Source organism: Treponema sp. Marseille-Q4130 (assembly GCF_014334325.1).
In the GTDB taxonomy this organism is placed as follows: domain Bacteria; phylum Spirochaetota; class Spirochaetia; order Treponematales; family Treponemataceae; genus Treponema_D.
The window spans coordinates 77,596-101,341 of sequence record NZ_JACSET010000007.1 but is presented as its reverse complement, the minus strand read 5'-3'; the positions used below and the strand labels follow the sequence as shown (position 1 = coordinate 101,341).

19 protein-coding genes and 1 pseudogene are annotated in these 23,746 nt (G+C 50.8%); 12 read left to right on the top strand and 8 right to left on the bottom strand.

Annotated elements, in window-relative coordinates; translation table 11 throughout:
- Window positions 1-51: 51 nt before the first annotated feature.
- The 3 genes and pseudogenes from H9I36_RS08815 (at window position 52) to H9I36_RS12815 (ending at window position 2,967) form a co-directional block, all read left to right on the top strand.
- On the top strand, window positions 52-408 hold the full coding sequence (locus H9I36_RS08815) for a TraR/DksA family transcriptional regulator (protein WP_187384985.1): 357 nt from the start codon (window positions 52-54) through the stop codon (window positions 406-408).
- A 161-nt stretch (window positions 409-569) separates the two neighbouring features.
- A pseudogene (locus H9I36_RS12935) lies at window positions 570-767 on the top strand (hypothetical protein); the annotation flags it as partial.
- Window positions 768-1,020: 253 nt separating this feature from the next.
- Window positions 1,021-2,967 carry an InlB B-repeat-containing protein gene (locus H9I36_RS12815; protein ID WP_222864679.1) on the top strand — a complete coding sequence of 649 codons (1,947 nt, stop codon included), beginning with the start codon at window positions 1,021-1,023 and terminating at the stop codon, window positions 2,965-2,967.
- A 264-nt stretch (window positions 2,968-3,231) separates the two neighbouring features.
- Here the strand turns inward: H9I36_RS12815 and H9I36_RS08805 are convergent, their stop codons facing one another.
- The 6 genes from H9I36_RS08805 to fliS form a co-directional block, all read right to left on the bottom strand.
- The gene (locus H9I36_RS08805) at window positions 3,232-4,065 is read right to left on the bottom strand and encodes a histidinol-phosphatase (protein ID WP_187384984.1); all 834 of its coding nucleotides are present in this window, start codon (window positions 4,063-4,065) and stop codon (window positions 3,232-3,234) included.
- Window positions 4,066-4,087: 22 nt separating this feature from the next.
- Window positions 4,088-6,067, bottom strand: coding sequence for a hybrid sensor histidine kinase/response regulator (locus H9I36_RS08800; RefSeq protein ID WP_187384983.1), 1,980 nt, complete (start codon window positions 6,065-6,067; stop codon window positions 4,088-4,090).
- Entirely contained in the window at window positions 6,054-7,301 is a 1,248-nt protein-coding gene (locus tag H9I36_RS08795) for a response regulator (RefSeq protein WP_222864678.1), read from the bottom strand. The genes H9I36_RS08800 and H9I36_RS08795 overlap by 14 nt, the downstream gene beginning before the upstream one ends.
- A 130-nt stretch (window positions 7,302-7,431) precedes the next feature.
- Window positions 7,432-7,950 (bottom strand): dihydrofolate reductase, encoded by a 519-nt coding sequence (locus tag H9I36_RS08790; RefSeq protein ID WP_187384982.1) that lies wholly within the window; start codon window positions 7,948-7,950, stop codon window positions 7,432-7,434.
- A 6-nt stretch (window positions 7,951-7,956) separates the two neighbouring features.
- Window positions 7,957-8,436, bottom strand: coding sequence for a flagellar biosynthesis protein FlgN (locus H9I36_RS08785; RefSeq protein ID WP_187384981.1), 480 nt, complete (start codon window positions 8,434-8,436; stop codon window positions 7,957-7,959).
- Between the two features lie 14 nt (window positions 8,437-8,450).
- Entirely contained in the window at window positions 8,451-8,891 is a 441-nt protein-coding gene (gene fliS / locus H9I36_RS08780) for a flagellar export chaperone FliS (protein WP_187384980.1), read from the bottom strand.
- Between the two features lie 185 nt (window positions 8,892-9,076).
- Between fliS and ftsH the strand changes: the two genes are divergently transcribed.
- A complete protein-coding gene (gene ftsH, locus H9I36_RS08775; protein WP_187384979.1) occupies window positions 9,077-11,107 on the top strand; it encodes an ATP-dependent zinc metalloprotease FtsH in 2,031 nt (676 codons plus the stop codon).
- A gap of 159 nt (window positions 11,108-11,266) precedes the next feature.
- Here ftsH and H9I36_RS08770 read toward each other — a convergent pair whose 3' ends face one another.
- Complete coding sequence (locus H9I36_RS08770) at window positions 11,267-12,631, bottom strand: immunoglobulin-like domain-containing protein (protein WP_187384978.1); 1,365 nt, start codon at window positions 12,629-12,631, stop codon at window positions 11,267-11,269.
- A gap of 279 nt (window positions 12,632-12,910) precedes the next feature.
- Here H9I36_RS08770 and H9I36_RS08765 point away from each other — a divergent pair, with 279 nt between their 5' ends.
- The 8 genes from H9I36_RS08765 (at window position 12,911) to tkt (ending at window position 22,540) form a co-directional block, all read left to right on the top strand.
- Window positions 12,911-14,056, top strand: coding sequence for an ABC transporter substrate-binding protein (locus tag H9I36_RS08765; RefSeq protein ID WP_187384977.1), 1,146 nt, complete (start codon window positions 12,911-12,913; stop codon window positions 14,054-14,056).
- A gap of 170 nt (window positions 14,057-14,226) precedes the next feature.
- Window positions 14,227-15,150, top strand: coding sequence for a branched-chain amino acid ABC transporter permease (locus tag H9I36_RS08760; RefSeq protein WP_187384976.1), 924 nt, complete (start codon window positions 14,227-14,229; stop codon window positions 15,148-15,150).
- 53 nt (window positions 15,151-15,203) lie between these two features.
- Window positions 15,204-16,199, top strand: a complete 996-nt coding sequence (locus H9I36_RS08755) for a branched-chain amino acid ABC transporter permease (protein ID WP_187384975.1) — start codon at window positions 15,204-15,206, stop codon at window positions 16,197-16,199.
- Window positions 16,192-16,989 carry an ABC transporter ATP-binding protein gene (locus H9I36_RS08750; protein WP_187384974.1) on the top strand — a complete coding sequence of 266 codons (798 nt, stop codon included), beginning with the start codon at window positions 16,192-16,194 and terminating at the stop codon, window positions 16,987-16,989. Before H9I36_RS08755 ends, H9I36_RS08750 begins: the two co-directional genes overlap by 8 nt.
- A 48-nt stretch (window positions 16,990-17,037) precedes the next feature.
- Window positions 17,038-17,742 carry an ABC transporter ATP-binding protein gene (locus H9I36_RS08745; RefSeq protein WP_187385045.1) on the top strand — a complete coding sequence of 235 codons (705 nt, stop codon included), beginning with the start codon at window positions 17,038-17,040 and terminating at the stop codon, window positions 17,740-17,742.
- Between the two features lie 404 nt (window positions 17,743-18,146).
- Window positions 18,147-18,791 (top strand): CBS domain-containing protein, encoded by a 645-nt coding sequence (locus tag H9I36_RS08740; protein ID WP_187384973.1) that lies wholly within the window; start codon window positions 18,147-18,149, stop codon window positions 18,789-18,791.
- 52 nt (window positions 18,792-18,843) lie between these two features.
- Window positions 18,844-20,301: a hypothetical protein gene (locus H9I36_RS08735; RefSeq protein ID WP_187384972.1), complete on the top strand. Its 1,458-nt coding sequence runs from the start codon at window positions 18,844-18,846 to the stop codon at window positions 20,299-20,301.
- 268 nt (window positions 20,302-20,569) lie between these two features.
- Complete coding sequence (gene tkt / locus H9I36_RS08730) at window positions 20,570-22,540, top strand: transketolase (protein WP_187384971.1); 1,971 nt, start codon at window positions 20,570-20,572, stop codon at window positions 22,538-22,540.
- A gap of 213 nt (window positions 22,541-22,753) precedes the next feature.
- Here tkt and lgt read toward each other — a convergent pair whose 3' ends face one another.
- A complete protein-coding gene (lgt, locus tag H9I36_RS08725; protein WP_187384970.1) occupies window positions 22,754-23,743 on the bottom strand; it encodes a prolipoprotein diacylglyceryl transferase in 990 nt (329 codons plus the stop codon).
- Between the last annotated feature and the right edge of the window lie 3 nt (window positions 23,744-23,746).

Below are 23,746 nucleotides of genomic sequence, written 5' to 3'. Positions count from 1 at the left end.
TCCCCTCGCTTGTCAACACGGGCGAGGTTCATTGCACGGAGTTCATCGGTTATGGATAAAAAATTTATCGAAAGTATGAAAAAAGATTTGCTCTCACGTCGGCAGACTATCCTTGCCTCTCTTGCGGAGCAGAGCGACGATATGAAAAAATTGGTAAAGACCGTTGCCGCAGGCGACGTTATAGATGTTGCCTCCGATGCGATCGACCGTACGCTGCTCGATTCGCTCGGCTCTCAGGATGCGGCGCGCCTGCAACTTGTGGACAATGCGCTTGACCGCATCCGTCAGGGAAAATATGGGAAGTGCGTCAAGTGCGGTAAAGACATTCCGCAGCAACGTTTAAAGGCGCTTCCGTATGCACTTATGTGTGTGACCTGTGCATCGGAAGAAGAGCGCAAGCGCCGCTGAGCGCACGGCACTTCGCCTTTTTCAAGCGGCGCGATTATACTTCGAGTTTGTCGGGCAAACTCGATAGTCGGATTATACACTTCTTTAGTACGTGTGCGCTCGCGCGTACGGAAAAAACTTTTTCGGACGTTGTAACTTCCTGCAAAAGTTTTTTGAGGAGAATGAATATGTTAATTGCCGAATATGACTATGACGTGGATATCGCCGTATAGCGGGAAGAAGAAAGAGAAATCGCACTGAAAGAAGGCTCATATCAAAAAGCACTGCAAGACGCGGCAAATTTCAAACGACTTGGAGTTTCCATCAGTATTATCGCACAAGCGACCGGTCTCACCGAAGCGGAAGTCGAACAGCTGTAAGTCGAGCCGTCTCACGCGGCAACAATTTGTCGTATCTCCGATCTTCTACGATCACCTTGAAAACAATAATTAATAATTAATAAAAGTTGTTAAAAGCGATGAAATATGTTATAATAATAACAAACAGCGGTTTATCCCGTTGACGAGGAGGTTTAGATGAACGAAAGAAAGATGAACCCTGTACGTTTGTATAGGGGGGGGGGTACTCGGTAAAGTCCTTTTAAAAAAAATACCGATTGCAGCGGCCGGCGCTTTGCTGTTTGCCGCAGCGCTCGTTTTTACAAGCTGTTCCAACGGAGGCGATTCGGGCGGCGGCACTCCGCCTACGCCCACACCCAAGCACGCGGTAAATTTCAGCGTGGACGGCACAAACGGCACGCTGAAAGCAAAGGCGGACGGTATAACGGAAACGGCAACAAGTCCCATAAGCGTCGAACAAGGCAAAACAGTAACTTTTACCGCGGTGCCGGGGACGGGCTACCAGGTAAAGGGCTGGACGCTTGACGGCAACACCGTAAACGGCACGAATAATTCTTATTCATTTACCGTTACCAAAGCGGTAAACGTGAAGGTGAGCTTTGAAAGCGACAGTACACCGCTGCCCAAGTATACCGTAAATTTCAGCGTGGAAGGCGGGCACGGTACGCTTAAAGCAAAGGCGGACGGCGTTACGGAAACGGATGTGAGCCCTATAAATGTCGAAAAAGGCAAAACCGTAACCTTTACCGCTGTACCGGATACGGGCTATGAACTAAAAGAATGGAAGGTAGACGATGTTGTTATAAGCAACATAGCAGCCACTTATGACCTCGCCGTTACCAAAGCGGTAAACGTGAAAGTGAGCTTTGTAAGAGAACGAATTGCCATTACCAAAGTGCGCGCAAAAGCAGCACCGCTTGTATTGGGGCAAACAATACCCAGCGGCATTTCTTATACATATACGGACTATGAGCCCTCCGGCGTAGTGGGAGAGCCTGCAAAACTTATTGCGAATAATTCTACATACGGCTGGCAAAAAAAGGACGGACTGGAATGGAGCAACGTTTCAGGCTCGCCTTGTACGGAAGGAATCTACCAAATACAAACGCAAGTGCGCATAGACAGCCCCGACAACGCACGGTATATGCTTTCTCCCGATATAAAAGTATTTGTAAGCTTCGATGACGGCAATTCTTACGAAGAGTGGAGCGTTTCGACGCCAAACAACTATGCCGGTTATTCATATGCATCCGTTGCTTCAAAAGAACACCACGTCTCAAGCAGCAATCCTCTTACGCTCAGCCAAAGCAGCGTATTCGTTCCCAAATCCTATGTCGGAAAGCCGATAACCGAAGTTGATGTCGCTTCAGTGGTAAGCGGCGGTACGCGTCCGTATCATTTTAGCATTACCTCGGGAGCGCTTCCCGCAGGTCTTTCGCTTGGAGAAGACGGCGTAATTTCAGGCACTCCTGAAGCAGCGCAGGCGGGGCAAACGGCAAGCATTGCGCAGATTAGGGTATACGATGAGGCTTCGCCTCCTGCAGAAAAGTTTATCGACGTCTTTTGTACGGAAGGCATAGTCGATAAAAAGCTCGTTACCTTTGTCGTCGGCTGGCGCGGACGTGCCGTCCCCCTAGCGATTGAAGCCGATTCGGGACAGCTGATTTCCCCTCCTGCCGCTCCCGCAGCCGTCAATTCGTACTGGACGTTTTCCACATGGTGTACTTCCGAATATTATGCCAGCTACGGTACGGAGGCTTGGGGCACATGGGACTTTTCTGAACCGGTAACGGATCACATGACGCTGTATGCGCGCTGGAGTGATAACCGCACGCCAATAACCGCGCTTACGGCAACGATGGATCCTCCTGTAGTAGGAAACCCGATACCCAATTCTATAACATATACCTACAGTGCAGACAGTCACGCAAAGCTGTTGTATCTCGTTCCCTACATATGGCGGGTGTGGAACGGCACCGGGTGGGAAAATGCAAGCGGCACTTTCGAATCTGGGAAAAAATACTACATAGACACACAGATGAGAATCGAGCTGCCCGACAGTAAAACGTACCGGCTTCCGACAACAGCAACAGACATTACCGTCACGGTAAACGGACAGTCATGGAAAATAGGGAACGACATACACAATGATATAGACTACTACAATAGCGGAAAAGTATTTTCATACGTATGGTGTTACTCTCCGGACTTTGAATTGTAAACGCTGCAAAAGCGCCGCCGTGTATATAGGACATCCGTGTCCCGTATACACGGGTTTTGGCCTTTTTTTACGGAAGGCTGAAAAAGTCGTCGGGGATATCGGACGAACCGCCCGCGCTGCAAGGCTGCGCCGAAATGCGGCTTACGGTAATTTCAATGGCTAATGGGTAACTCAATTACAAATTACACATTACCAATTACCAATTAATTTGGACAGCTATTATGCCATGTTTGAAATTAAGTCATTGCAACTTATTTATTCAGCCTAGATCTTTCTGTGCTTTATAACGCCTTCATCCAAAAACGAAACTTCGGTGTAGCCCGCTTTTTTCGCCGCTGCTTCGGCTCTGTCGAACGCGCAGTCGATGTCTGCCGCTTTGTGCGCATCGGAGTTGATCATGACGGGAACGCCCGAGGTATGGAGCAGCGAAAGAAAATCTGCGGACGGATAGACGTCGTCGATCGCGCCGCGGGCAATGCCGCCCGTGTTGATTTCGGCGATGACGCCGGCATGCTTTGCCGAATTCGCCGTCGCGACGAGTTCGCTTCGGTACCAGCTTTCGTTTTCGTCGAAAAAATGCAGGATGCCGTTTCTTTTTCTGATAACGTCGGGATGTCCCCAGATGAGAAAATCGCCCTTTTGCAGCATTTCGCGCTGCAGCGAAAAATACATACACACCGCTTCTTTTGCGTTGCCGTTGAAAAAACGTTCGAGTCCCTCTTTGACGTTTTCGGTTTTATCGTCGACGGAAAAGGTTCCGTTTTCCGTTATGAGATAGTGCACCGAGCCGATGAGATAGTCGGGCTGAAAAGCGGCATAATCGCTCATGCGCGGAATCGAAAGCCCGGGCATATATTCGACTTCGAAGCCGAGCAAAATCCGCATGCGTCCCTCGTATGCTTTTGCCGCGTTCCGCACAGCGTTTACGTAATTATTAAATTCTCGCGGAGCTATGTGGCAGTCGCCGGCAAAGGGGTACATGCTGTGGCTTGAAAATCCGATTATGTCGAATCGCTTTTCGAATGCAGCCAGAGCCATCGCTTCGACCGTATCGCTCCCGTCGCAAAATGTCGTGTGCATGTGGTAATTTGTTTTCATCGCTTTCCTGCCGTATCCTGCGTTAGTTTTCGGTGCGCTCGTGCTGCCATATATCCGAATTGATTTCGAAAACCGTCAATTCGTCTTTCAACGCCGAAAAATCGTTTTGCACGTTTTCGATGTCGTGCCTTTTCGCATCTTCGTCGATGCGCGCGCCCCTGTTTGCGAGCGCGTTCGCGGAAATCGCGGCGGAGCTGCCTTTGATTGTGTGACCGATGCGGCGCAGTTCGTCGAAGTTTTTTTCGGCGACGGCTTTTTCCGCGTCGTGCAAAAGGGCGGCAAGCTGTTTGCGGTATTCGGCAATGAGTTCCCTGCCGAGCGTCCTATCGCCGCCGATCGTGTCTTCGAAGTCTTTTTGATTCCACGCGGTATTCGTCGGCGCCATCATGCTGTCGAGCATCGTGATTTTCGGCGCGACGGGCAGTTCGATAACCGTGTGCCATTTTTCGATAAGTGTTTTTATATCGTCCCTTTTAAAAGGTTTGACAAGGATGTCGTTCATGCCGATTTTGCGGTACAGATCGAAATCGTCTTCATCGTTGTTTGCCGTACACGCGACGATGATGCCGGTATAACCGCTTGCTCTGATTTTTTTCGACGCTTCGATGCCGTCCATGATCGGCATTTGAATGTCCATAAAGATCATATTGATCGCGCGGTTTTTTTCGACGGCTTCAACGGCTTGCTTTCCGTTTTCCGCTTCGATGACCGGCGCACCCAATTTTGTTAAGAACGTTATGATCAGTTTTCTGTTGAGCGGATGATCTTCAGCGACGAGCACCGTGATGCCCTCTGTGATGTTTGTTCCATTTTCAGGGACGGCCGCTTCGCTCGCCTTCGTCTGTTTTGCGTCGACGGTTTCGAGGTCGGTCGGTACGTCGTAAATGTCGTTGAGCAGTGACTGCACGAGATGGCGTTTCACCGGTTTGTAGAGATAGCCGTTGAACAGATTAATGAGCTTCATCTTCGCTTCGGCACCCATCTGACCTTCGGGAACGAGCAGATATAATTTTGTGTCGGTAAAATTGCACTCTTTGATTTCCCATGCGAGGTGCCAGCCGTCCACTTTCGGCAAACTCATATCGATAAAAACGAGTGAAAAGGGTTTTCCGAGGTGGTTTGCGTTTTTCATTTTCAGCAGCGCTTCCGCCGCGTCTTTTGCATGGGCGATATTGTGCAAACCGAACGAATTGAATTTTTGGCGCATGCTGTTTACCGCGAGGAGGCTGTCGTCGACGATTAGGATGCGCGTATTCGGAGGGGCGGCGACTATCGTGTTCGGAACCGGCAGATTTTGTGCCGCGGCAAAGGGAACGGTAAACCAAAAAACGGAGCCGCCGTCGGGATTCGTGCGTACGCCTATGTCGCCGTTCATCGCCGTGACGAGTCCTTTGCATATCGCCAGTCCCAAACCCGTTCCGCCGTACTTGCGCGTCGTCGAGGTTTCCGCCTGATAATAATCGGTAAAAAGCTGCCCCTGTTTTTCTTTCGGAATGCCGATGCCGGTATCCGCTATTTCAAAGAGCAGCATTTTTTTATCTTTGCACTTAAGCGCTACGTGAATATAGCCCGATTGCGTGAACTTGACGGCATTTTTAATAATATTGAGGAGTACTTGCTGAATGCGCGTCGGATCTCCGACGATAAGCTGCGGCAGTTTGTAGTCGGAATCGACGACGAGCTCTATGCCTTTGCCGAACGCTTCCATACTGACGAGGTCGACGACCTGTTCGGTGAGAGCGACGACATCATACGGAATCGATTCGAGGGTGATCTGCCGCGATTTGATTTTCGTAAAATCGAGTATGTCGTTGACGAGCGAGAGCAGAACATTCGTGCTGAATTGAATTTGGCGCACGTATTCCTGCTGTTCGTTGTTGAGCTTCGTATCGGAAAGCAGTTCGAGCGTGCCGATGATCGTCTGCACCGGCGTACGGATTTCGTGTACGGTGTTCGCAAGAAACGTTAATCGCTGGTCGGGATCGATATTAGATTTTTCCATGGAGCAGCTCTATCGCCTTTTGTACGATGACTTCGGGTTTTTGCGGTTTTACTAGATAGTGCTTTGCGCCGAGGCTGAGCGCGCGTATGACGTCTTCGCGCTTTGTCGTCTGCGAATAGATGATGATCGGAACGCCGTGTGCGGTGTTGCCCAATCGCGCCAAAATATCGAAACCCGAAATACCGGGCATCAGTATGTCGACGACGGCGAGATCATAGCGGTGTTTGTTGATGCCCGTTAAAAACTCCGCTCCGCTGGAATACAGATCGCAGGTCGCGCTTACGGCTCTGAACGCGCTTTCCAAAAGCTTCAAAACGACAGCGTCGTCGTCCACGAGCGCGATGCGCAAAACGTTTCCGACGGTTTCGCTGTCGTCCTGTTCGACACCCAAGTCGGAATAAAAACGCGTATCGATGGAATCCTGCGACGGCTCGCGCATCGGCGTCAAAAGTTTTTCCTCGACCAATTCGGAAACGCTTGAACCCGCGCTGCTGTCGATGAGCGAATTGAGGACGTGAGAGAGTTCGGTTACGACTTCGATGCCGTCGTATTGGGGATGCCCCGCAATCAGCTCGCGGATAAAAGAATTGAGCGAAAGCACTTTCACGTTTTTGGGCTGCACTTTCGGGTCGGCAAGCACATTGTCCAGCAGCAGTTCGATATTCGATCCGTCGACGAAAGAAAGATCGAGATTCGTCAGCATCAGGATTATCTTCGGAGCATCCAGTTGTCCCGCGTCGATCATCTCCGTCAGCTTATATTTGAGCAGCGCGAGCTTTTCCCGATTCAACCCGTCGGCGATTTCTATGAAGATGATATCGCCGTTTCGGTGGATGTCGAGTACGCACTGGGTCGTATCCATGGAAAACGCGAGAGATAGGATCTGTCCGACCGCTTCGAAAAAAATATCGAATTTTATCGGTTTGGTAAAATATTTGGTGACGCCGAACTGCGCAAACTGCGAGAGTTTAGTACGGTCGGCGACGGGACCTGAGACGATCATCGGAATGCGGACGGCATTCGGATCCGCGCGTTTTTTTTCCAAAAAGCGCAACAATTCGGAAAAATCGTCCTGTATTTCATAGATGATGAGATCGGGCAGGATCGAAATCATTTTGATAAAGGCGTCGCGTTTTCCCTGCGTCACCGTAACCGAAACTTTTTCTGCAGAAAGTTTGTCCTTCAAAAACTCTCTAAAAAGGGGGGATGCATCTATCAGCAGAACATTCTTCATAATTATATCATTTTATACGCAAATATATAAATTGACAAGCATTTTTTTTGCGCTTTTTTTTTGCGCTTTTTTTTGTGTGTGTATGCCTACAGGAGAGCGCGGAATCCGCTGCGCCTGTTTGTTCGGACGGTCAATCGCGCGCTTTTTTCGTGTACAGAATGTATGTGTAGGGCAGGGTATCGTCGCTTATCTTTTTGATAATTTTTTTGTCGAAGAGCGCTTCGTCGAAGTCCGGAAAAAAGGCGTCGCCGTCGACGTATGCGTCGATCTCCGTTATGTAAAGTGCGCTGCAAAACGGCAGCGCTTCGGCGTAGACCGCTTCGCCGCCGGCAAAAAAGATGTCGGGGGGAGGATCGCTTTTCGTTGCAAGTGTTTCCGAAAGAAAAAGAGCTTCGTCTATGCTTCTCGCTCCGTAGAGCTTTGCGTCGGGCATCTGTCTTTCGGAAATGATTTTACTTTTCGAAAGGACGATCGTCGTTCTGCCTTTAAGCGGTTTTCCGAGCGATTCGAACGTCTTTCGTCCCATGACGACGACATTGCCCGAAGTCACATCGCGGAAATGATGCAGTTCCTTTGTTAATTTCCACGGGAGCTTTCCGTCTTTTCCGATCGCGCGGTTTTTTGCGTATGCCGCGATGAGTGCGATCATGCCCTCTTACGCCTGCACTTCGACGAAACTTCCGACGCTTTGCTTTTGCGCATACACGCTCCTGCTTCCGCGGTACGGATTTTTAATGCGCTCCATCTGAGTTTGAATGTTTGCGATGTGGACTCGGAGCAGGCTGCGGTTCTTTTCGTTTTGGGCGAGGACTTGGGACTGTAAGTGTGCAAGGTCTTTTTGAATCGATTCGAGGGCGCGGGTTTCGTCGGCCTCGGCGGAACTCCTGATCGACGAATACATTTCCGACATCGGTACGATCACTTTTTGCAGACCGGCGATATTCGAAACGACTTGCTGTTCGAGCTCCGTATGCGCGATGAGGGCGTCGGTGTTTTCTTCCGTGATCGACGTTTGCTGTTTTTCGAGCACTAAGAGGTATTCGCGGAATTTATCGCGCTGCTGTACGAGTAGCGTTTTAAAGCGTTTGAGTACGGCGACCCGTTCGTCTATTTCGTTTTGTGAAAGTTTATGCATGAGTTTTCCTCGATTCAGCCTTCTATATTCAGCGAGTTTGCGACCGTCGCCGCCGGTGCATTTGCCGTGCTGCTTGCCGCCTGCCGCCACGCGTCGGAAAGTTCCGTCAGCATCGACAGCACAAAATCGACCTTTTTTTTGTCGCGGTTGATGTTGGCCGACATGAGTTCGTTATTGAAAAATATGTACAGCGACATGAGATTTTTTGCGATTTCGCCGCCCCTGTCCATATCGAGCGATACTTGCAGCTCCGTGATGATCGCCTGCGCTTTTTGCAGACAGTTATTGAATTTTTCGATATCGCGCGCTTTTATGGCGTTTGCCGAATCGAACATATCGGCTGCTGCCGTGAGCTGGCGTACCGCTCCCTCATAGAGCAACACGATGAGATGCCCCTGACTTGCCGTGCGGATATTCGTATTTTTATATGCATTATACGCTTGATTGTAGCCCATGTTCAACCTCCGTGTACCCATGCGGCGGGATATTTCGTCGGGATAACAGTCATCCGTATATGAGTATCGGTATTTGAAAACGGAACTTTATACGAAATTCATTCGGCGCAAGCGTTTTTGTGTCGACAAAGGCGGCGATATTGCGTATATTTAAATGAGTGAAACGTATTCCAGTGAGGTTTTTGATGAGCGATGAAATCAAAGATAAAAAAGACGACAATAAAGACGATCCGTACAATTTTTTTAAATTTGCAGGGCCGGACAACAACGATAAAAAGAAAAAAGACGATGACAATAACCGCTCGCGGTTTCCGCTGTGGGCGCTTATGCTCCTCGTGCTTGCGGTGCTTGCGCTGGTCAATATGTTCGTCATGTCCAAGCCCGACAACCTCGTGGATTTTTCCGAATTCCGCCGCCTCATCGAAGACGGAAAGATCGTTTCGGTCGAACTCGGCGAAACCTATTTTACGGGCTACGGTCCCGAGCGCGCAGTTTCTTCGGAGCAGAGCGCGAAAGGCTATATGCTTTTTCCCGTTCAAACGCGCAGCCGGCAGGAATACAAAACGCTCGGCGTACTGGGCCTAAGCGAAGGACTCATCGAACTGATGAACGAAAAGGGCGTCGATTATAAATTCGTGCTCCGGCAAAACAATTACCTGCTTCCGATCCTTGTTAATTTGATACCGATCGTTTTTATTTTTATCATGTATTTTTTAGTGCTTCGAAAGATGGGAAGCGGCATGGGCGGCGGTATGGGAAGCATTTTCGGCGCGGGGCAGTCGCGCGCGAAAGCCGTCGAAGAGGGGAAAGTGAAAACGCGCTTTTCCGACGTTGCGGGCGTGGACGAAGCGAAAGACGAGCTTATCGAAGTCGTCGATTTTTTAAAGCAGCCGAAAAAATATACCGACATCGGCGGTAAGATCCCGAAGGGCGTGCTGCTCGTCGGACCTCCGGGTACGGGTAAAACCCTCCTTGCGCGCGCTGTCGCGGGAGAAGCGGGCGTGCCCTTTTTCCGCATTTCCGGTTCGGACTTCGTAGAAATGTTCGTCGGCGTCGGTGCGAGCCGCGTGCGCGACCTCTTCCGCCAAGCGCGGGAAAAAGCGCCGTGCATCATCTTTATCGACGAACTCGATGCGATCGGCAAAAGCCGCATGAACAACCTCGGCGGCAACGACGAACGCGAACAGACGCTCAACCAGCTCCTCGTCGAAATGGACGGCTTCGATAACGAAAAAGGATTGATCATTTTAGCGGCGACGAACCGCCCCGACATACTCGATCCTGCGCTTTTGCGCCCCGGCCGCTTTGACCGCCAAGTGCCCGTCGAACGTCCCGACGTCAAGGGCAGGGAAGAGATTTTGCGCATCCACGCGAAAAACGTCAAACTCGATTCCGACGTCGATTTCGAATCTCTTGCGCACGGCACGATAGGTTTCGCGGGGGCCGACCTCGCAAACGTCGTAAACGAAGCGGCTCTCCTCGCCGTACGCAACGGGCACGCAAAAGTGACGATGTCCGATTTTAACGACGCGATCGACAAAGTGAGCATCGGTCTCAAAAAAAAGACGCGCAAGGAAAACGAAAAAGAGCGGCGCATCGTCGCGTTCCACGAAACGGGACACGCGCTCGTCGGCGCTTTTACGCCCGACTATCCGCCGGTCAACAAGATCACCGTCGTTCCGCGCTCTCACGGTATCGGCGGCTTTACGCAGTATCGCGAAGAAGAAGAAAAGACACTGGAGACGAAACGCGATTTGATCAACGAAGTCGACGTGCTACTCGGCGGACGAGCTGCCGAACAGGTTATCTTCGACGAGATTTCGACCGGAGCCGCAAACGATATCCAACGGGCAACCGATACGATCCGCAAAATGATCACTGCTTACGGTATGAGCGACCGATTTAAAAACGTTACGCTCGGAAAATCGGGACAGGGATACGGGGCTGCCGAACCGCAGCTCGTGCGCGAGTATTCGGAAGAAACGCAAAAATATATCGACGAAGAGATAGCCCGCATTATGGCCGAGCGCTACAAATCCGTCGTCGCTCTTTTGAAAAAGCACCGCGAGTTGCTCGAATACATCGCGAAGTACTTGCTCGAAAAAGAAACGATGGACGGCAAAGAATTCGAAGAGATCGTCAAAGCCGAAGCGCATGCAAAAGCGATCCAAGACGCGTCGAAGCCCGCCGCAAAAAAATCGGCAAAACGCGTGTAGGGCGCGCGGCGGGGATTGCTGCGGCGGGATGCGTGCAATCTGCATGACGCGTCGCCGTTTACAGATACGACCGTCCGTGTTTGCAGTCTGCTTATCCGTCGACCGGCGATTTTTGCCGCTGCCGTTTGCAGCAGCGGCACGAGCGGAAAAACTTTGCTGTTATAGATACCTGCCGTAAAAGTAGAGCGTATATGTACTACCTGCGACTCTTATCGAAACGGTGCCGTCAAGATTGTCGGTGATGTCTACAGTAATCGTGTCTGCGTTGTTATCTTTTTCCTTGCCGGTAAAGACGGTGCCTTCCGCGTTTATTGTTCCGACGTAGGATTTATCATCATACGAAAAACGATAGTCCGATCCCATTTCCTTTTCAATCCGTATATATTTATAAGGCGATGTGTCGTACCGATAGCTGCCGCTTTGTTCAAACCATTTTTTCGAACTGTCGTACGTCTCCTTTATATAAAAAACGTATGTTTTTTCGGTCGTGTGATACCGAATGCTGTAGGTACAGAGTCTGGGTGTTTTATTCCTATTCACGTATTCCGCATACTCGGCTTCAGACATTCCAGAGTTTATCGCTAAAGCTTTGTGTTCGGAGCTGCCGATTTCGTACGACTTTCCGTTCAGCATATCATGTGTTTGCCGCAGCATTTTAAGTTTTTTTGTAGTCGTATCGATGTCTTGGTATATAAATTTTCTGCCGTACGTATTCGTCTCTGAACTTGAAGTCTGTGTTCTTGTATACCATATTTCGGTATCGGTAAAAATCCACTTTGTAGTAGTGGTATTGCCGTCCTTGGTACGAGTTTCCGATATTTCCGTAAGACGCTTTAAGGCGACGGTAAAGTCTTTCGTCGCCGTACCGTTATAAGTAAGCGTCGCCGTAAGTTTTACGGGTATGTCGCGCAAATCCCGCTTTTCAGGATCTATTTTGCCGTCGTCGGCTATTACGGAAGGTTTATCCGAAGTCCACGTTATGCTTGCGCCGGAAACTCCCGGAATAGTTGCAGGAAGGTTTATGTCGGTTTCCGTTTCCGAAGGCAGGTTGATGCTTTTTATAAGATCGGCGACTGTCACCGTCGATGAGTCTTTGTGTACGACGACGGTAAACTTTCTTTCTTTTGAAAATGCACCCTTTTTCGCCTTTGCCGTTAAGGTTACATCGGCTTTCCCTTCAGGCGGCGTAACATCGTATGCTCCGGAAGGTGAGCCTGCGACGTTTATGATGGCGGTGTTATTTGACGTCCACGTTAAGCCGTCTCCTGAAAGGGTAATCGTTTTTCCCGTGCCTACGATGAATGTAGGAGCCGCACCCGCTTTACTTATGGCCTCATTGACCCATTGTTCGTCGGGATGTATCGTCGGGATCGTCGTTCCGCCGGTGTCCGAGGATCCGTTCGCGCAGCTTGCCATCGATACGGCAGTCAGCACGATACCGAAAAATAAAATTGTTAATTTTAAAAAGAGAGCTTTACCGAATACCCCCCCCCTATACGAATGCATAGGTTTTGCTTTGTCCATCATATACCTCCGTGATAAAAATAATTTTGAATATTCATATCAAAAGTGCCGCTTTTTTGATCGGAATTTTTAAAATAAAATATTCATAATTATTATTGTAACATATGTTTTAAAATTTTTAAAGGAATCGAAGTCCGAGTATGACGAATGCAGCCTGCCCTAGCGCGTATGCACGCCCTGTCGGATCGTTGTAAAACGCATTTGCGGCGCGCTTGACAACCTTTAATATTTTTGAATATATTTACTCATGTTTAAGATCATACCCCGGAGGTATTCGATATGAAAATGCTCGGAAAATACGCAGGTTTTGTGCTTGTTGCGGCTTTGGCGCTTTTTGCGGCGGGCTGTTCCAAAAGCGAAAGCGATACGATTGCGATAGGCGGCATCTTTCCGCTGTCGGGCGACGTCGCCGTATACGGCGTCGAATGCAAAAAAGGCATCGACCTTGCGATCGGTGAAATCAACGAAGCAGGCGGCGTAAACGGTAAAAAAATCGTGCTCATCGGAGAAGACGATGAAGGCAAACCCGATAAAAGCGTCAATGCGTTCAAAAAATTGACGACGAAAGATAAAGTGAAATTCATCGTCGGCTCGCTTACGTCAGGCTGCGTGCAGGCCGTAACGACGCTCGCTCAGGCAAGCCGCGTCATCCAAATCGCGCCGGCGGCTACGTCTCCCGCAATCACCGATGCGGGCGATTATATTTTCCGCGCGTGTTTTATCGATCCTTTTCAGGGAACGGTCGGCGGAAAATTCGCAACGGAAACGCTCGGTGCAAAGCGCGCCGCCGTTTTGTACGACATTCAAAACGATTATTCCGTCGGGCTCGAAGAAAATTTCGTCAAAGCATTTGAAGCCGGCGGCGGAACGGTCGTCGCGCGCGAATCGTATTCGACCGGTGATAAGGATTTCAACGCGCAGCTTACGAAAATCAAAAACGCGGCACCCGCTGTCGTCTATATTCCCGATTACTACGGTACGGTCGCGCTCATCGCGCGCCAGCTTCGCATGCAGGGCATAACGACGCCCATCGTCGGCGGGGACGGATGGGACGGACTGTCCGGAAACGCAGGCGACGAAGTGCTCAACGGATTTTATTCGAATCACTATGCCGTCGATTCGGAAGTTCCTGCAGTGCAGAAATTCGTTTCGTCCTTTAAGGCAAAATACAATTCCGCGCCCAATGCGTTTGCGGCTCTCGGCTACGACAGCGTGTATATGCTGCGCGACGCGATCGTAAAAGCCGGAAACCTCGATGTCGCTTCCGTCCGCTCGGCTCTTGAGCAGACGGACGGCGATTACGTTACGGGGCACTTGACTTTCGATGCCCGGCACAATCCCGTCAAGTCCGCGGTCATGCTCGAACTCGTGCGCGGAGCGGACGGAAAATTGACGAGCGTATATAAGACGACAGTCAATCCCTAAGGTTTTTTTGCACGGCAAGAGGCGCCCCTTCCTTTGCGAAGCCGGCGCCTTTTTTCATTTGTACGCGGTATGCAAATTATTAATGTTTGTTTGTTGAATAATCGGCGCGGATATGGTACTGTAAAACTTACCGTTTAATACAGGAAATGGAAAAGGTTTAGGAATCGAATATGAATAACGGTTTACTGTTTTTACAGCAGCTCATCAACGGGCTTTCGCTCGGCAGCATCTACGCTCTCATCGCGCTCGGCTATACGATGGTCTACGGTATTGTAAAACTTATCAATTTTGCTCACGGAGACGTCGTCATGATGGGAGCGTACGCGGGCTACTTCGTGCTTGTCGCGCTCGGATCTGCGCCTTCGGTCGCGGCAAGCGTCACTCCCGTAAGCCTCGTGCTCGCATTCGCCGCGGCTATGGTCGTTTGCGCCATGCTTTCGCTCGTCATCGAACGCTTTGCCTACCGTCCGCTCCGCTCGGCTCCCCGCCTCAATTCGCTCATCACGGCGATCGCGGTCGAACTCATCTTGCAAAATACGATGCGCGTGCTGCCCTTTGTCGGTCCCGATCCGCGTCAGTTTCCGACGATTGCGGTAAAAAACTTTTTATTCGGCTCTCTTGCCGTATCGAATATCCAGTGTATCGTCATCGCATCGAGTGCGTTTTTGATGATCGTTTTAAATTATATCGTAAACAGGACGAAGACGGGCAAAGCGATGCAGGCCGTTTCGTTCGATATGCAGGCCGCTTCGCTCATGGGGATCAGCGTCAACCGCATCATCGCGGTTACCTTTGTCATAGGCTCGATCCTCGCGGGTGCGGGCGGCGTTTTGTATGCGACCGCTTATCCGCAAATCGATCCGATGATGGGGTATATGCCCGGTCTCAAAGCCTTTATCGCGGCTGTTCTCGGCGGCATCGGTTCGATCCCCGGTGCGATGTTCGGCGGTATCCTTCTCGGCATCGCGGAAACGCTCACGAAGGGCTTTCTCTCTTCGCAGTACGCGGATGCGATTTCGTTTTCGATTTTAATAATCGTCCTTTTGGTAAAGCCGTCGGGCATATTCGGAAAGAGCCGCACGGTAAAAGTGTGATGCGCCAAGCGTAGGAATACGGCTTTCGCATCGCATAGGAGTTATTATTAATTATGAAAAATACACTGCTGAAAAATATGCTTGTTCCGGGTGTGTGCGCGCTGCTTGCCGTCGCGCTTCCCGCCCTTCTCATACGCTTGGAAATCATCGATGCGTATACCGCGCAGATACTCACGCTGTCGGCGGTCAACGCGATCATGGCGCTCAGCGTCAATATGATTTGCGGCATCACGGGGCAGCTCTCTCTCGGACAGGCGGGCTTTATGGCGATCGGCGCGTATGCGACGATTTTGCTTTCGACAAATGCGCACGTGCCGCTGCCCCTTTCGATCGTTTTCGCCGGTATCCTTACGTCGTTTTTCGGATTTCTCATCGGCTTTCCGACGCTCAAACTCGAAGGCGATTACCTTGCGATCGTAACGCTCGGCTTCGGCGAAATAATCCGCGTCGTACTTGTAAATCTCAAACGATGGACGGGAGGCCCCAACGGTAAACAGTTTCCGACGGTGCTGACACTTGATCCCGCGCTCGCGTATACGGTCATCGTCGGAACCCTCGTCGCCCTCATTATTCTGCTTCAGAACTTTATACGCTCGACTTACGGACGCGCGATCCTCGCCGTACGCGAAGACGAAATTGCCGCAAACGCTGCGGGCATCGATGTGTTTAAATATAAGATGCTCGGTTTCGTCGTCGCCTCTTTTGTCGCGGGTATAGGAGGGGCGCTCTACGCGCCTTTTATCGGATTCGTAAAACCCGACCAGGCGTCGTTTACGAAGAGCATCGATTATCTCATCTTCGTCGTGCTCGGCGGCATGGGTTCGACGACCGGAAGCGTGCTCGCGGCCTTTGTGCTCACTTATGTGCAGGAGTTTTTGCGTTTTTTGCAAAACTATCGCCTGCTCATTTATCCTGTCATCCTCATCATCGTGATGATATTCCGCCCGCAGGGACTTATGGGTATGAAAGAATTTTCGTTCGTCCGCACCTTTGATAAAATCGCTTCGGCGCTCTGTCGCGGCAAAAAAACGGAGGCGCGCAATGGCTGATGAAAAAAAACTCGTGCTCGAAGCGAGCGACGTTTCGATCGTTTTCGGCGGTTTGTGTGCGGTGAGCGATTTTTCATGCGAACTGCGTGAAGGAAGGCTCTACGGTTTGATCGGTCCGAACGGCGCGGGAAAGACGACGCTGTTCAATATGATCAGCGGTATCTATACGCCGACTTCGGGACAGCTTTCGTTTTGGGATAAAAGCGGTAAAGTCCGCATCATCAACAAGATGAAGCCTGCGGGGCTCAACGCGATCGGCATTGCGCGCACCTTTCAAAACATCAGGCTTTTCGGAAATCTTTCGGTGTCCGACAACGTGCGCATTGCGCTCCATTCGTCGCGCACGGTTTCCCCTCTCGACGTACTGCTGCGTACTCCGAAGTTCCGCCGTGACGAAAGAATGATGAGCGAACGGACGATGCATCTTTTGCAGCTGTTTAAAATCGACGGCAAAAAAGACTCACTTGCGCGCAATCTGCCGTACGGCGAACAGCGCAAACTTGAAATCGCACGCGCCCTTGCATCGAAGCCGAAACTCCTTTTGCTCGACGAACCTGCTGCCGGAATGAATCCGCAGGAAACGGCGGAACTCATGCGCATGATCGATTTTATCAGAAAGGAATTCGATTTGACGATTTTACTCATCGAACACGATATGAAGCTCGTCATGGGAATCTGCGAACACATCATGGTGCTCGATTACGGCCGCGTTATCGCGGAAGGAAAACCGGAAGAGATTCGGACGAATCCGCAGGTCATTAAAGCCTATCTCGGACGGGACGCGTCGTAAACGAGAATCGATTTTTATTAATTTTTATATGGGGGTACGATGGGTACGCTGCTCGAAGTTAAAAATCTCACCGTCTCATACGGCGCGATCAAAGCGCTGCACGATATTTCGTTTTCGGTCGAAGACAAAGAAGTCATCACGCTGATCGGATCGAACGGCGCGGGTAAGACGACGACGCTGCACGCCGTTTCGAATATTTTGAAAAAGGATGCGGGAAGCGTTTTTTTCGACGGAGAAGACATCACCGATTGCGCGCCCGACAAAATCGTCGAGCGCCGTTTGATTCAGGTGCCGGAAGGCCGGCGTATTTTTCAAAATCTTTCGGTACGCGAAAACCTCGAACTCGGCGCCTATTTGCGGCGCGACAAGGCGGAAATCCGGCGCGATACGGAAAAAGTGTTCGAGCTTTTTCCGCGGTTAAAAGAACGCGTAAAGCAAAATGCGGGAACGCTTTCCGGAGGCGAGCAGCAGATGCTCGCGATGGGCCGCGCACTTATGGCTTCTCCGAAACTGCTTTTGCTCGACGAACCTTCTATGGGGCTTGCGCCGATCCTCGTCGACGAAATCTTTTCGATCATTAAAAAAATCAGCGCGGAAGGGACGACGATCCTGCTCGTCGAACAAAATGCGTATAAAGCGCTTTCCGTTGCCGACCGCGCGTACATCCTCGAAACGGGCGCAATATCGAAGAGCGGAAAGGCTTCCGACCTCGCTGCCGATCCCGCAGTAAAAGCGGCTTACCTCGGCGGCTGAAATCATCACGCGCGAACGGCGGCCGATAAAAAAATCGCAGCATGGCGGTAAAATCGCGCGGAATGTGTTATAATACTAAGGAAATGCAGAACAGGGCAACCGAGTCGGAAATGTATTAGGTATGAAAATAGTGTATGCGGGTACATAAAACGCGGCGGAACGCGAGGCAGCGGAACTGCCGCCGAGCCGCTCAGACCGATGGCAAGCAATCTTTTTTATAAAAAAGATTGCGCTGTCCGATTCCGATTACGGTCTGCCGCGGCACTTGCAACGAGCGCGGAGCGCGAAGTTCCCCGCGCAAACGGCAGGGCTGCTGCCGGGAGTGCAGCCGCTTTTTACATTACACGTTATTTTTTAGATACATAGTTTCCGGCTCGGTTGCCTTGGGGTGCAGGAGGATTTGTATGATTGTAAAGGATGTGATGACGCGAAACCCGGTGTACGTTTCTCCGGAAACGACGCTCACGGAAGCCAAAGCGCTTATGACGAAAAAGACCATCAGCAAGCTGCCCGTTATCGACAAAAACGACAGACTTGCCGGCATCATCACAAAAAACGATTTGGCGAAAGCCGGTCCGTCCGATGCGACCACTCTCGACATGTATGAAATCGGCTATCTGCTTTCCAAACTTACCGTCGAAAAAGTTATGACGAAAAAAGTCGTAACGGTTTCTGAAAACGAAATCGTCGAAGAAGCGGCGCGCATCATGGTCGACAATCAAATCGGATGTCTCCCTGTTATGAAAGACGATATCCTCATCGGCATCGTGACGGAAAGCGATCTTTTTCACCTGTTTACGAATATGTTCGGCGCCCGACACGAAGGCGTGCGCGTGACGATAAGCAGCGCCGACAAACCCGGTCAGCTCGCAAAGATCGCCGAAAAGATCGCGGCGCTCAACGGCAATATCGTTTCCGTCGTCACCGACGAACTGAAAGAACCCGGCGTACGCCGCCTTACGATAAAAGCGACCGATATAACGCTCGATCGGATGGAGTCGGTGCTTTCGGACTGCGGCGTTTCCGTCGAAGATATCCGCGTCGTGTGACCGAGAGCGCAAAGATTTGCCTTTGCGGCGGACTGTCAGTATTTTATAAAAGATGAAAGCACAAGCGAAAACGCTTATCGACAGATTTCTCAGAACCTACCGCGAAGTTTTTTCGGATAAGGATTTTGCGCGCATACTCGGCAAAATGGGGGTGCGCGCGACGCGTACAATGTGCGAAGATTACCTTGTTTCAAGCGATTGCGTTTTTATGATCGACGACGGACTGTATATCACACGGGCGGGCGCGTTTTCGAACCGCTTTTTCAGCTTTAAGCCGACACGCTACGAAGTCGAACATAAGTGTTTTGCCGCGGGTGCGAGGTGTATGCCCTTCGTCGATCCCGAAATGCTTCCGTCATCGCTCACTTTTACATATAAAGGCGAAGTACTCCCGCCTAAGATTGTGACTTTTGCAAGCCCCCATGCCGCAGATCTCTTTGCGCTCTACGGTTCGGAATTCGCATCTCAATATATCGCCGCCGATCCCGCAAACGAGGGCTTGGATTTGGCCGCCCATGATTTTGAGCTGCCGTCCGAAGTGCATCTTACGGTCAATTCCCTTGAGCCGCTCGTCAAATACTGCGCCTTCAAATACGGCGACCGTATTTTGTGCCGTGTCGTCGATTGGGATTACGGCCGCATCGAAGTCGTGCCGGTAAAGCGTGATGAAAATCCGATGCGTATGCAAGCAGACGATCTCGATCGGCAAAATTGGTACGCGAGGCTCGAATCCGATTTTCTCGAAAGTTTCGCAGTTGCCGGTCCCTGCGCATCGATCGAAGAGCAGCTCGCCTGCATTTTTCTCGACGACGCCGACGCGCTGTGTACGGAGCACTGCGGTTCGGTCGAAGAGTTCCTCCTGCAAAGCCGTAAAGTCGCCTACGAGCCTTTTGGTGTGGAAACGCGCTTATGGAAAGCCGGCGAAGAAGTTCCCGCCGTCGGCACGTGGAATAATTTTTTAAACATCGATACGGATTCAGGCGATCAGATATTCGAAGATCTGGCCGCTCCGGATTTTGTTTTCGACGCGTATATCGAAGATCAGCTTTTCGAAAAAAAATACGATCCCGATCTCATCCTCGACCGGATTTTGCCGGACGGCGTTCATTTAAAACCCGAAGAGCGGAAAATTCTTTTATTGCATATCGATTCGTGCCACGCTATAATAAAAAAGGATTACAATTGGTTTGCCGATTTTCATATCGGGCCGTTGCGTCGTCGCGCGCTTGCACTGTACCGGAAAGCGAGTCGGCTCGTGCTGGAAATCGATCGATCCGCCGCAAACCTTGAACGCTATCCGCAGCAGGAGCTCGTCATCCTGTCGCAGATCTATAATCACGTTTTGCGCATGTTGGAGATGATCGAACGCGAGCCTGCCGCTGCAGCTGAAGACGTCGATGAGATTGCGGCATCGCTCGACGGTATGGAATGTAATTTTGAAGATATCAGCGGCGAACTTACCGATGCCGTCAAATCGGAAAGCGGCAGCGGGTTTGTCGTTGTAAAATGATAATTAAGTCGAATGACGAGTTTCGAAAGTATTTCTAAACAAAGCGATGCTTTCAGCGAGAACCCGTCCGCTTAGCCGCGGTCGAGCTTTTAGGGGCAGGCTTCCGTAAGCCTGACGCTCGAAAAGGCACGCAGCCGGAACCTCGCCGTAAGCATAATTTTATTTTTTGAAACCGTCATTCGGTTGATGAGCAAAATGGACGGAAAATTTTGAGTTCTAGCAAACTCGAAATTGAACAGATTATTAATTATTGTTAATAGGAGCGATTATGGACAAAAAAGCGATTGAAGCGATTGCAGCGAGCGTGCGCGGCCTTTCGATGGATGCCATTCAAAAGGCGAATTCGGGGCATCCGGGTATTCCGCTCGGAGCTGCGGAATTGGCGGCCGTTCTCTACGGCGACATATTAAAACACAATCCCGCCGACTCGAAATGGGCAGACCGCGACCGTTTTTTGATTTCTGCGGGACACGGTTCTATGTGGCTGTATGCGATTTTGCACCTTGCCGGCTACAAAGTGACGCTCGACGACATAAAGAGTTTCCGCCAAGTCGGCTCGAAATGTCCGGGGCACCCCGAATACGGCGCGACGGACGGCGTTGAAAATACGAGCGGCCCGCTCGGACAGGGTGTGGCGATGGCGGTGGGTTCGGCAATCGCGGAAACGATGCTTGCCGCGCGATTCAATACGGCTTCTCGTAAAATCGTCGATCACTATACGTATTCGCTCGTCGGCGAAGGCTGTCTCCAAGAAGGCGTTGCGTCCGAAGCGTCGAGCCTTGCGGGACACTTGAAGCTCGGAAAGCTCATCGTATTTTACGACGAAAATAAAATCAGCATAGACGGTTCGACCGATATCGCTTTTACCGACGATATCGCAAAGCGCTACGAAGCGTACGGTTGGCAGGTTTTGAAAGGTTCGATGTACGAACCGGAAAAAATTATTAAATTGACCGAAGAAGCGAAACAATGCACCGACAAACCGACGCTCATCATGCTTACGTCGGTCATCGGAAAATACGCGCCGAAGCAGGGCACGCCCGACGTACACGGCGCTCCCCTCGGAGAAGCAGGCGTAAAGGCTGCAAAAGAAGCGATCGGTTTGCCTTCCGACAAAGACTTTTACGTATTCCCCGAAGCGTACGATTATTTTGCCGCAAAAAAAGCGGCGTATGCGGAGCGCGAAGCGGAATGGAAAAAAGAATTCGAAGCGTGGTCTGAAGAAAATCCCGAACTTCGAAAAGAGTGGGATGCTTTCCATACCGACTCTCCCACGAACGACGTTCCCGACGTTTCATTCAAAATCGGAGATTCCCTTGCAACGCGCGATGCGAGCGGCAAAGCGATCGTCATGATCGCAAAGCGTTACGGAAATTTCGTCGGCGGTTCGGCGGATTTGACAGGGCCGAATAAAACGAAAATCGACGACTTGGACGGAGTTTATTCGGCCGAAAATCGAAAAGGGCGCATGATCGAATTCGGCATCCGCGAGTTTGCGATGTCGGCGATCAGCGCAGGTATCAGTCTGCACGGAGGTCTTCGCCCGTTCTGTGCGACCTTCCTCGTGTTCAGCGATTACCTCCGTCCGTCGCTGCGCGTCGTATCTCTTATGAAGCAGCCGGTCATATACGTTTTTACGCACGATTCTATTTACGTCGGCGAAGACGGACCGACGCACCAGCCGGTCGAAACGCTCGCTTCTCTCCGCGCGATTCCCGGCGTACAAGTGCTCCGTCCGGGTGATGCCGAAGAGACGGTCGAAGCGTGGAAGATGGCCTACGAAAGCAAAAATCATCCGGTTTGCCTTGCGCTGACGCGGCAAAAACTTGCCGTATATGAAAAAGCCGACAAAGACTGGAAAAAGACGATCCGCACGGGCGCGTATGTCGTGCAGGAAGGAAGCGCCTCTCCGGATATTACCGTTCTCGCATCGGGTTCCGAAGTGAATACGGCGCTTGAAGCGGCGAAGCTCGTTCCCGAAAAAAAGATACGCATCGTATCGGTTATCGATTTGAAGCGCTTTTCCGAAGCGGACGATGCGGCGCGAAGCAAAATCATCGGAAATGCAAAGCGCGTCGTCACCGCGGAAGCGGGTATCGGTACGGAGTGGTTCCGATTCGTAAAAGATCGCAGCGATATCTTCAGCATCGAAACCTTCGGCGAATCGGGGCCGGCGGAAAAAGTTGCGGAGCATTTGCACTTTACCGCTTCCGATCTCGCAAAGATTCTGAAGCGCTGAGCGTCGTATCGCAGGTGAAAGCGCAGCCGCTTACGCTGAAAGCGCAAAGTAAAAATTGCGAGGCGGCAATAAAACCAATTTCGATTTGATTAATAAAAATTATTAAACCGCAGGGAGCTTTTCTCTGCGGTTTTTTGTAAAAAGCGGAAAGCGCTTGATAACAAAATATCCCGTCTTGTTGTCAGCGCAAGTTTCGTAAGCGAAGCTTATCGCTTACAGTATCTTATCCTTTCCTATTTTTTTCGCGTAACAATAAGAAACTACGGCGAAGACGATACTTGAGACCATCATCAAAAAACACAGTATCTGCCCCGTTGAAAAATTGAGGAGCGAAGCGTTCATATAGACGGAAGACGCCGTATCCTTTCCGATGCGGAAACCCAAATCGGCATCCGGCTCCCGAAAATATTCGATGACGAAGCGGAATGCGCCGTACCCGAAAACGTATGCGGCCGAAAGCATGCCGTTCCACCTTTTACGTTTTCTGATAAACCACAATATGCCGAACAGTACGACGCCTTCGAAAAACGCTTCGTATAATTGGCTCGGATGGCGCGGAAGGTTTACGGTGGCTCCCATAATTTCCATGTATATCTTTGCCGCAAAATCCTGCACCCATTTCAAGCTCGCAGAAAATTTTTCCGCTTGCGGAAAGACGATCCCCCACGGCATTGTCGTAATTCTTCCGTACAGTTCTCCGTTTAAAAAATTGCCGAGTCTGCCGAATGTGTAGCCTGCGGGGATCGCGACCGCTATCGCATCCATCCATTGGAGCGTGTTTTTTTTGTGTCGCTTGCACCACAGAATCGTACCGATAAGACCGCCGATAAGGCCTCCGTGATACGACATACCCGCAAGACCCGTAAATTTATGCGTTACCGTGTCGAATGGCCAAAAGATGAGCCACGGCCGCTCGCGGTACATGCCGCTCGTGTCGTAGACGAGGGTCGAAAAGATGCGCGCGCCGATGAGCAAAAACACGATCCCCGTCGCGATAAAACCGAATATGTCGTCTTCGGTCGCTTTGTAATTTTTGCTGTCGAGCGCGCCTTCCAGCATTTCTTTTTTCAGTACGAAAAATGCCGTGCCGAACGCGAATATGTACATGAGACCGTACCAGCGCAAAAGGCCGAGCACGGGGATGCATGGAAAAATTTCAGGACGGATCCACGACGGGTAATTGCAATACAAGGGTAAAAACATCGC

Excerpts from the sequence above, each read along its gene's own strand:
- H9I36_RS08795 (WP_222864678.1), bottom strand. The coding sequence starts at position 7,301 with ATGAAGAATGTTCTGCTGATAGATGCATCCCCCCTTTTTAGAGAGTTT.
- H9I36_RS08760 (WP_187384976.1), top strand. The coding sequence starts at position 14,227 with ATGAATAACGGTTTACTGTTTTTACAGCAGCTCATCAACGGGCTTTCG.
- H9I36_RS08800 (WP_187384983.1), bottom strand. The coding sequence starts at position 6,067 with ATGGAAAAATCTAATATCGATCCCGACCAGCGATTAACGTTTCTTGCG.
- fliS (WP_187384980.1), bottom strand. The coding sequence starts at position 8,891 with ATGGGCTACAATCAAGCGTATAATGCATATAAAAATACGAATATCCGC.
- H9I36_RS08785 (WP_187384981.1), bottom strand. The coding sequence starts at position 8,436 with ATGCATAAACTTTCACAAAACGAAATAGACGAACGGGTCGCCGTACTC.
- H9I36_RS08770 (WP_187384978.1), bottom strand. The coding sequence starts at position 12,631 with ATGGACAAAGCAAAACCTATGCATTCGTATAGGGGGGGGGTATTCGGT.
- H9I36_RS08790 (WP_187384982.1), bottom strand. The coding sequence starts at position 7,950 with ATGATCGCACTCATCGCGGCATACGCAAAAAACCGCGCGATCGGAAAA.
- H9I36_RS08815 (WP_187384985.1), top strand. The coding sequence starts at position 52 with ATGGATAAAAAATTTATCGAAAGTATGAAAAAAGATTTGCTCTCACGT.
- lgt (WP_187384970.1), bottom strand. The coding sequence starts at position 23,743 with ATGTTTTTACCCTTGTATTGCAATTACCCGTCGTGGATCCGTCCTGAA.
- H9I36_RS08755 (WP_187384975.1), top strand. The coding sequence starts at position 15,204 with ATGAAAAATACACTGCTGAAAAATATGCTTGTTCCGGGTGTGTGCGCG.
- H9I36_RS08735 (WP_187384972.1), top strand. The coding sequence starts at position 18,844 with ATGAAAGCACAAGCGAAAACGCTTATCGACAGATTTCTCAGAACCTAC.
- H9I36_RS08805 (WP_187384984.1), bottom strand. The coding sequence starts at position 4,065 with ATGAAAACAAATTACCACATGCACACGACATTTTGCGACGGGAGCGAT.
- H9I36_RS08765 (WP_187384977.1), top strand. The coding sequence starts at position 12,911 with ATGAAAATGCTCGGAAAATACGCAGGTTTTGTGCTTGTTGCGGCTTTG.
- H9I36_RS08740 (WP_187384973.1), top strand. The coding sequence starts at position 18,147 with ATGATTGTAAAGGATGTGATGACGCGAAACCCGGTGTACGTTTCTCCG.
- H9I36_RS08750 (WP_187384974.1), top strand. The coding sequence starts at position 16,192 with ATGGCTGATGAAAAAAAACTCGTGCTCGAAGCGAGCGACGTTTCGATC.
- tkt (WP_187384971.1), top strand. The coding sequence starts at position 20,570 with ATGGACAAAAAAGCGATTGAAGCGATTGCAGCGAGCGTGCGCGGCCTT.
- ftsH (WP_187384979.1), top strand. The coding sequence starts at position 9,077 with ATGAGCGATGAAATCAAAGATAAAAAAGACGACAATAAAGACGATCCG.